The sequence below is a fragment of the Streptomyces sp. SA15 genome, assembly GCF_002291145.1.
Lineage (GTDB): Bacteria > Actinomycetota > Actinomycetes > Streptomycetales > Streptomycetaceae > Streptomyces.
In genome coordinates, this window is sequence record NZ_NTGE01000071.1 from 1 (window position 1) to 2700 (window position 2700).

The following is a 2700-nucleotide window of genomic DNA, read 5'->3' on the forward strand; positions in this document are numbered from 1 at the left end:
CTCGCCCCCCTGACGTCGGCGGATCCGGGGCTGTCCGACGGCGGTACGCTGTGGCCGGCCGTGTCACCCGCGCTGCTGGTGTTCGGCGGCGCCGGCGGGGTCGGCGGGGCCGTGGCCGCCGACCTGGCCGCACGTCGCCGCGCCCGGTTGCTGCTCGTGGGCCGTTCGGCGCCTGGCGAGCGGGTGGACGCCGTGCTGCGTGCGGTGCGGGACGCGGGCGGCGACGCGGACTACCTGGTGGGTGACCTGCGCGACGAGGCCGACGTCGACGCCGCCTTCGCGCGGTGCGCGGAACGCTTCGGGCGCGTCGACGGCGTTCTCCACGCAGCCGGTGCGGCGGAGAACGCCCTGCTGCACGACCTCACCGAGGACACGCTCGGCCGCCTCCTGGACGTCAAGGTGGACGCGATCGCGGCCCTGCACCGGGCCCGGTCCCGCTTCCCCGGGACTCCCCTGGTGTTCCTCTCGTCGTTCCTGGGCACCTTCGGCAGCCAGGGCGGCCTCGGGTACGCCGCGGCCAACGCCTGCCTCGACCGGGTGGCGGCCGCCCTGGACGGGCCGGACAGCCCCACCCGCACGGTGAGTTGGGGGCTGTGGCGCGACACCGGGCTGGCCCGGCACCACAGCGAACGCGTCCTCACCGCCTTCCCCGGCCTGGAGCCGCTCGACACGGCCGAGGCCACCCGGGTCCTCGAACAGTACGTGGCCGGACCGCACCCGCATGTCGTGGTGACGGGCGGTCGCCCTCGGGCGCTGGAGGCGTTTACACACGTGACGGGACACCCTGCGGAACACGCGGAGGAACACGCGGTGGAGAACGTACGGGAGGACCACGTACGACAGGACCACGCAAGGGATGACCACGTACGGCAGGAGCCCGTACCGCAGGAGCCCGTACCGCAGGAGCCCGTACCCCGGGAGCTGGAGGAGCGCATACGGGGGGTGGTACGCGGCGTACTGGGTGCCCGCCGCCCCCTGCCGTCAGCGCTGCCGTGGCGAGAACTGGGCGTGGACTCGCTGCTGCACGTGGAGCTGACCTCCCGACTGGGCGAGGTCTTCGGCCCGTTGCCGGGCACGACCCTGCACGAGTACGGCACGATCGAGGAACTCGCCCGGCACCTCGCGGAGCGCAACGACACTCCCGAGACGGCGGACACCGCGCTCGCCGCGCTCACCGCGAGGGACGACGCTGACGAGCCCCTCGAACCGGCGCGTCACCGCCGTACGCCGGACCGGCCCGCCTTCGCCACGACCGGCCGCGCCGGTGGCACGCAGCCGCCGGTGGCCGTGATCGGCCTGGCGGGGCGGTACCCGGGTGCACCCGACCCGGACAGCCTGTGGCGGCTGCTGTCGGAGGGGCGGAGCCCGGTGCGCGAGGTACCCGCGGACCGCTGGGACTGGCGGGTGGCGCACGTCCTCCACCCCGGCACGACCCGTTGGGGCTGCTTCCTGGAGGACTGGGACCGGTTCGACGCCGAGCGGTTCCGCATCCCGCCCCGGGACGCGGCCGTACTGGACCCGCAGGAGCGCCAGTTCCTGGAGACGGCCTGGGAGGCCTTCGAGTCGGCCGGGTACGCGCCGTCGTCGCTGTCCGGGCCCGGTGCCCCGCCGCGGGTGGGTGTCTACGTGGGCGTCACCTCCCCCAGCAACCTGCTCGCGCAGCGCGACGCGCGGCTGGTCGGCGCGGACAACGCCGAATACGGCATCACCGCCTTCTCCTCCGTCGCCAACCGGGTGTCGTACGCCTTCGGCCTGACCGGGCCGAGCATGGCGGTCGACACCATGTGCTCCGCCTCTTTGACCGCGGTCCACCTGGCCTGTCAGGCGCTCGCCACAGGTGACGCCGACATGGCGCTCGCGGGGGGCGTGCACCTGTTCCTGCACCCGGACCGGTTCGCCGCCCTGGGCTCGGTCGGCATGACCTCGCCGGGGCCGTGGACGCGGGCGTTCGGCGCGGGCGGGGACGGTTTCGTGCCCGGGGAGGGCGTCGGTGCGGTCCTGCTCAAGCCGCTGGAGCGGGCCGAGGCGGACGGCGACACCGTGTACGCGGTGATCACCGGCAGTGCGGTCAACCACGGCGGCCGGGGCAGCGGTTACACGGTGCCCAGCCCCGTCGCCCAGGCCGATCTGGTGCTGCGGGCGCTGGAGCGGGCCGGGACCGCTGCGCACACCGTCGGATACGTCGAGGCGCACGGCACCGGGACCGAGTTGGGCGACCCCATCGAACTGCGCGCCCTGATGCGGGCGTTCACGACGGACGAGCGGGTGCGCCCCCGCTCGGTGCGGATCGGCTCGGTCAAGGCGAACATCGGGCACGGCGAGGCCGTCGCGGGCGTGGCCGGGCTGACCAAGGCGATCCTGCAGCTGCGTCACCGCCGTGTGGTGCCGAGCCCGCACGCCCGTCCCGAGAACCCACGGCTGGAACTGACCGACAGCCCCTTCCGGATCCAGCACACGACCGAGGCCTGGCGGGCGGGCTCCGACGCGCCGGACGCGCGGCGCGCCGCGGTCAGCTCCTTCGGGGCCGGCGGCGCCAACGCGCACGTGGTCCTGGAGGAGTACCGGTCCGACGTGGCCGGGCGGGGGGCGTACGGGTCCGGGGAACGCGGGACGTACCAGCCCGGCACGGCGGATCCGGGCGCGGAGCCGTACGCGGTGCCCCTGGCCGCGCCGGACGGCGCCCGCCTCGCGGAGTTCGCG

The 2700-nt window shown here is 75.1% G+C and carries 1 protein-coding gene; it reads left to right on the forward strand.

All coding sequences use genetic code 11. The annotated features are described in order from the left end of the window. Positions 1 to 2700: SDR family NAD(P)-dependent oxidoreductase (locus CLM62_RS11805; RefSeq protein WP_143659024.1), on the forward strand; the 2700-nt coding region annotated here is incomplete at both ends.